The sequence below is a fragment of the Actinomadura sp. NPDC048032 genome, from assembly GCF_040653175.1.
GTDB lineage: Bacteria > Actinomycetota > Actinomycetes > Streptosporangiales > Streptosporangiaceae > Spirillospora > Spirillospora verrucosospora.
Window position 1 is genome coordinate 1 of sequence record NZ_JBEZJP010000527.1, and the last position, 4817, is coordinate 4817.

The window sequence follows — 4817 nt, forward strand, 5'->3', positions numbered from 1 at the left end:
GGCGGGCGAACAAGGAGCACATCTCGTTCGGGCACGGCGTGCACTACTGCGTCGGCTCCCACCTCGCGCGGCTGGAGGCCGAGATCGCGCTGCCGGCGCTCTTCGGACGCTTCCCGGACCTGGCCCTGGCCGTCGACCCCGCCGAGCTGCGGCCGGTCGAGTCGTTCATCTCCAACGGCCACCGGACCCTGCCGGTCGTGCTCGGCTCCTGAGCCCCGCTACCCCTCGCGGCGCGCCCGGGCCCGGCGCTTGCCCTCGTGCATCGCCTGGACCCGGGCGATCGGGATCGTGTGGCCCTGCTCGACGAGGTCGGCGGGGACCGGCTGCGGCTCCGGCATGAGGCCGGTCCAGACGTCGCGGCCCGCGAGCAGGGCGGCGGCCGTGCGGATGGTGAAGTCCGACGGCGCCACCCGGTCGAGGTCGTCCCAGGCGACCGGGAACGAGACCGGCGTTCCCGGCCGGATCCGCGGGCTGTAGGCGGCGACGACGGTCGCGCCGCCCGCGCGGGTCGAGTCGAGGAACACCTTGCCGCCGCGGTCCTCGCGGATGAACGCCGTCGTGACCAGGCCGGGGTCGAGCCGCTCGGCGCGGACGGCCAGGGCGCGCGTCGCGGCGGCGACGTCCTCGACGCGCGTGGCGCCGTCGAGGGGGGCGAACACGTGGACGCCCTTGGCGCCGCTCGTCTTGACGGCGCCCCGCAGGCCCGAGTCGGCCATCGCGCGGCGCACGAGGTGGGCGGCGGCGACCGCGTCGCCGAACGCGTCCGGGCCGGGCGGGTCGATGTCGAGCACCAGGTGGGTGGGCCTGTCCCACGTCTCGGCGCGCACGAGGGGCGGGTGGTACTCGACGGCGCGCTGGTTCGCGAACCACAGCAGGGTGCGGCGGTCGTCGCACAGCGCGTAGGACACCTCCCGCTGCGAGGTCGCCGCCCACACCGCCACCGTCCGCACCCAGGAGGGCGTGTACTTCGGCGTGTTCTTCTGCATGAACGGCTTCTGGCCGCGCAGCACGCGCTTGACCGACAGCGGCCGGCCTTCGAGCTGCGGGACCAGGCATCCGGCGACGGCGTCCAGGTAGTCGACCAGGTCGCGTTTCGTCGCGTCCGCCCCCTCGAACAGGGGCTGGTCGAGGTTCGTCAGCCGAACCCCGTCACGCTCTTCATCGGCGCTCACCCCTCCAGCTTCGCACGCGGGGCCGACAACGCCGTGGGGTAGCGTCGCCCCCATGTACGTACCGGCGCATTTCTCGGCGGGCGACGCCGAGGTCAGGGAGCTGCTGGCCGGGTGCGGGGCCGCCGACCTCGTCACCGCCTCCCCGCGGGGGCTGGTCGCGACGTACCTGCCCGTCCTGTACGACCCGTCGGTGGGCGAGCACGGCGCGATGCTGGCGCATGTGGCGCGCAACAACGACCAGTGGCGCGAGCCCGCCGCCGGGGAGTCGCTGCTCATCGTCCACGGGCCGGACGCGTACGTGTCGCCGTCCTGGTACGCGTCCAAGGCAGAGCACGGACGGGTCGTGCCGACGTGGAACTATCTCACCGCCCACGTCTACGGCCGCCTCGTCGTGCACGACGACCCGGCGTGGGTGGAGTCGATGGTCCGCCGCCTGACCGAGCGCCACGAGCGGGGCCGCGCCCCGTCCTGGACGGTCGACGACGCCCCGCCCGCGTTCGTCGCCGGTCAGCTGCGCGCGATCGTGGGGCTGGAACTGCGCGTCACGCGCGTCGAGGCCAAGGCGAAGATGAGCCAGAACCGCCCCGAGGCCGACATCGCGGGCGTCGTCGCGGGTTACCGCGCCCAGGGCGACACGACCATGGCGGACGCGGTGGAAGCGGCGAAGGCGCGAGGCGAGGGGTAGCGCGGCGGGTCAGCGGGGGCGCCAGGGCGACTCGGCGGAGGTGGGGCGGGCGTCGGCCGCCACCCGGAGCGCGTAGGTGGGGGTCGGGGCGCCGTCCACGGGGCCCAGGTAGTCGTGGCCGGTCAGATGACACCAGGCCGGCAGGTCGATGGGGGCCGCCGGGTCGGCGGCGATGAGGTGGACGACGGTTCCGGGCGCCAGGTCCGCGATGCGGCCGCGCAGTTCGAGCAGGAGGCGCACGCAGGAACGGTCGCCGCCGTCGATGACGACCGGGTCCGAGCTCATTCCCACCTCCGGGGTCCACGAGGCTTTCCGGCGTAGGGGGAAATATAGAGCTTTGGTGTGACAAGGGTGGTGGTCAGACCGGGCGGGCCCGTGCGCACCGCCGGGTTCCGGGCCCTCCCCGGCGCCGACGGGCACGCTTTGATCAAAGATTTCCGCGCGGGTCATCCGGGACCGGGATCTGAGCGTCAAGTTCGTGTCCGGTGCGGCGGGACGGCGTCGGGGCGCGCGTCCTCCAAGGCGACAAAACAGGATCAATCGCTAGCGAACGGGTTCGTCGGCGATATGGATGAGGGAGGTCCTAGACTTGACTCTTTCTTTCAGGTTTCGTCCAGCTTTGGAGCTTACAGTCGCAGTGAAGTACCCCCCGTTGTCATCCAGGTGAGGAAATCGGCTTTGGGGCGAGTCATGGATCTCGGAGTGGGACGAGTGGAGCGCACGGAGACCTGCGGGACGCTGACGTTCCCGGACGAGGTCGACCTCAGCAACGGCGAGGCGGTCCTGGCGCAGGCCGTCCGGCTTCTGGACTCCGGGACGCCCGCCCTGATCCTCGACCTGACCGGCTGCACGTTCTGCGACTCCAACGGGCTGAACGTGATCACGCGGTCGCAGATGCGGGCGACCGAGCTGGGCGTGCCCATGTGGGTGGTGCTGCCGCCGCGCGGGATCGTCCGCCGGGTGTCGGAGGTGGCGGGGCTGCAGCGCCGCGTCGCCATCGCCCCGGACGTGGCGACGGCCCGCGAGGCGCTGTCGGCGTCCGCGAGCGGGTAGCGCCTCAGCGCTCCAGGGCGCGGTCGATCCACTCGTCCGCGACGCCGAGGAGCAGGTGGCCCGCGCCGAGGATGCTGGCGTCGCGGCCCGCGCGGGAGGTCGCGATCTCCAGGTTGCGGGTGGCGAGCGGCAGGCAGCGCTCGTAGATGACGCCCCGGATCGTCGCGACGAGCGGCTCGGCGTTGGACAGGCTGCCGCCGATGACGAGCGCGTCGGGGTTGAAGAAGTTCACGAGCGCGGTCAGCACGTCGCCGATGAGGCGCCCAGCCGTGCGCACCGCGCTGGTCGCCTGGGGGACGCCGTCGGCGACGAGGTCGACGATCCGGGACGGGTTGTCGGCCTCGATGCCCTGGGCGGCGAGGGACGCGGCGAGGGCGGCGCCGCTGGCGTGGGCCTCCAGGCAGTCGGGGTGGCCGCAGGAGCAGTCGACGGTGGCCTCGGACAGGATCCGGACGTGGCTGATGTCGCCCGCCGCGCCGCGCCCCCGGTGCAGCCGCCCGTCGACGATGACGCCGCAGCCGATGCCGCTGCCGAGTTTGATGACCATCACGTTGTCGAGGGACGGCCATGACCCGCGGTGCTCGCCGACGGCCATGAGGTTGGCGTCGTTCTCGACCAGGGCCGGGACGCCGGCGCCGCCGGCCACGTAGTCGCGGACGGGGAAGTCGTTCCAGCCGGGCATGCGCGAGGGCGAGACGACCTGGCCCGTCGCCGGGTCGACCGGACCGGGCAGCCCGATCCCGACGCCGCGGACGGGGACGTCCCCGAGGCCGTGCTCGCGGGCGAGGGCATGCAGGCTGCGCAGGACCGCCGCCAGCGTCTCCTCGGGCCCGAGGGCGATGTCGCACGCGAGGTCGGACAATGCGAGGGGCGTACCCGCGAGGTCGGCGACCGCGAGGCGGGCGTGGTGCGCGCCGAGGTCGGCGACCAGGTACACGCCCGCCGCGCGGGCGAGCCGAAGGCGGCGGGGCCGCCGGCCCCCGCGCGAGGCCCCGGCGCCTTCCTCTGCGAACAGGCCGGCCTCGATGAGCTGCTCGACCCGCAGCGAGACGCTGGAGGCGGCGAGGCCGGAGAGCCGGGCGAGCTCGGCCCGCGACTCCGCCTGGCCGGTCGCCACCAGCCGCACGAGTGCCGCCGGTCCGTCGTCTCTGCTGTTACGCACCCCAGATAGATAGCATGCGCGAACTTGATACGGCAACGCGTTGACTTACGTCGATTTGACGCTCTATCGTCCTCTTTGACTTCGATATCGAAGGAAGTTGGGACGTAGGTGACCGAATGATCGAGGTTCGCGGCCTGTACAAGCGCTTCGGCGACCACACCGCCCTGCGCGAGGTCGACCTGGACGTGGCCCGCGGCGAGGTCGTCGTGGTGATCGGCCCGTCCGGGTCGGGCAAGTCGACGCTGTGCCGGTGCCTGAACCGACTGGAGACGCCGGACGCGGGCGTCATCCGCATCGACGGCGAGGAGCTGCCCGCGGAGGGCCGCGCCCTCGCCCGCCTCCGCGCGGACGTCGGCATGGTCTTCCAGTCGTTCAACCTGTTCCAGCACAAGACCGTCCTGGAGAACCTGACGCTCGCGCCCACCCGGGTGCGCGGCGTCTCGCGCGCCGAGGCCGAGCGGACCGCGCGCGAGCTGCTCGACCGGGTCGGCATCGGCGAGCAGGCGGGCAAGCTGCCCGCGCAGCTGTCCGGCGGCCAGCAGCAGCGCGCCGCGATCGCCCGCGCGCTCGCCATGCGGCCGAAGGCGATGCTGTTCGACGAGCCGACCTCCGCGCTCGACCCGGAGATGGTCGGCGAGGTCCTCGACGTGATGAAGGTCGAGAAGGCCTCCGACCGCGGCGCCGCCCTGCGCACGGTGGAGAAGGGCGACGCGGACGCCGTCGTGGAGCAGCGCGGGGGCGAGCT

Annotated in this window: 7 protein-coding genes; 4 read left to right on the top strand and 3 right to left on the bottom strand. The window is 73.1% G+C overall.

From position 1 onward, the window contains the following. The coding region (locus tag AB0C69_RS38080) for a cytochrome P450 (RefSeq protein WP_360360755.1) at positions 1 to 212 on the top strand (212 nt) is incomplete at its 5' end. A gap of 6 nt (positions 213 to 218) precedes the next feature. Here the strand turns inward: AB0C69_RS38080 and AB0C69_RS38085 are convergent. Next, positions 219 to 1172 (bottom strand): ATP-dependent DNA ligase, encoded by a 954-nt coding sequence (locus AB0C69_RS38085; protein WP_345186840.1) that lies wholly within the window; start codon positions 1170 to 1172, stop codon positions 219 to 221. Between the two features lie 52 nt (positions 1173 to 1224). Between AB0C69_RS38085 and AB0C69_RS38090 the strand changes: the two genes are divergently transcribed. Next, positions 1225 to 1857, top strand: coding sequence for an FMN-binding negative transcriptional regulator (locus AB0C69_RS38090; protein WP_345186842.1), 633 nt, complete (start codon positions 1225 to 1227; stop codon positions 1855 to 1857). A 9-nt stretch (positions 1858 to 1866) separates the two neighbouring features. Here AB0C69_RS38090 and AB0C69_RS38095 read toward each other — a convergent pair whose 3' ends face one another. After that, positions 1867 to 2142, bottom strand: a complete 276-nt coding sequence (locus tag AB0C69_RS38095; RefSeq protein ID WP_345186846.1) for a sulfurtransferase TusA family protein — start codon at positions 2140 to 2142, stop codon at positions 1867 to 1869. Positions 2143 to 2547: 405 nt separating this feature from the next. Here AB0C69_RS38095 and AB0C69_RS38100 point away from each other — a divergent pair, with 405 nt between their 5' ends. Continuing rightward, complete coding sequence (locus tag AB0C69_RS38100) at positions 2548 to 2910, top strand: STAS domain-containing protein (RefSeq protein ID WP_345186848.1); 363 nt, start codon at positions 2548 to 2550, stop codon at positions 2908 to 2910. 4 nt (positions 2911 to 2914) lie between these two features. Here the strand turns inward: AB0C69_RS38100 and AB0C69_RS38105 are convergent, their stop codons facing one another. Next, positions 2915 to 4072, bottom strand: a complete 1158-nt coding sequence (locus AB0C69_RS38105) for an ROK family protein (RefSeq protein ID WP_345186851.1) — start codon at positions 4070 to 4072, stop codon at positions 2915 to 2917. Positions 4073 to 4188: 116 nt separating this feature from the next. Between AB0C69_RS38105 and AB0C69_RS38110 the strand changes: the two genes are divergently transcribed. After that, positions 4189 to 4817: amino acid ABC transporter ATP-binding protein (locus tag AB0C69_RS38110; RefSeq protein WP_360360761.1), on the top strand; the 629-nt coding region annotated here is incomplete at its 3' end.

Excerpts from the sequence above, each read along its gene's own strand:
- AB0C69_RS38100 (WP_345186848.1), top strand. The coding sequence starts at position 2,548 with ATGGATCTCGGAGTGGGACGAGTGGAGCGCACGGAGACCTGCGGGACG.
- AB0C69_RS38095 (WP_345186846.1), bottom strand. The coding sequence starts at position 2,142 with ATGAGCTCGGACCCGGTCGTCATCGACGGCGGCGACCGTTCCTGCGTG.
- AB0C69_RS38090 (WP_345186842.1), top strand. The coding sequence starts at position 1,225 with ATGTACGTACCGGCGCATTTCTCGGCGGGCGACGCCGAGGTCAGGGAG.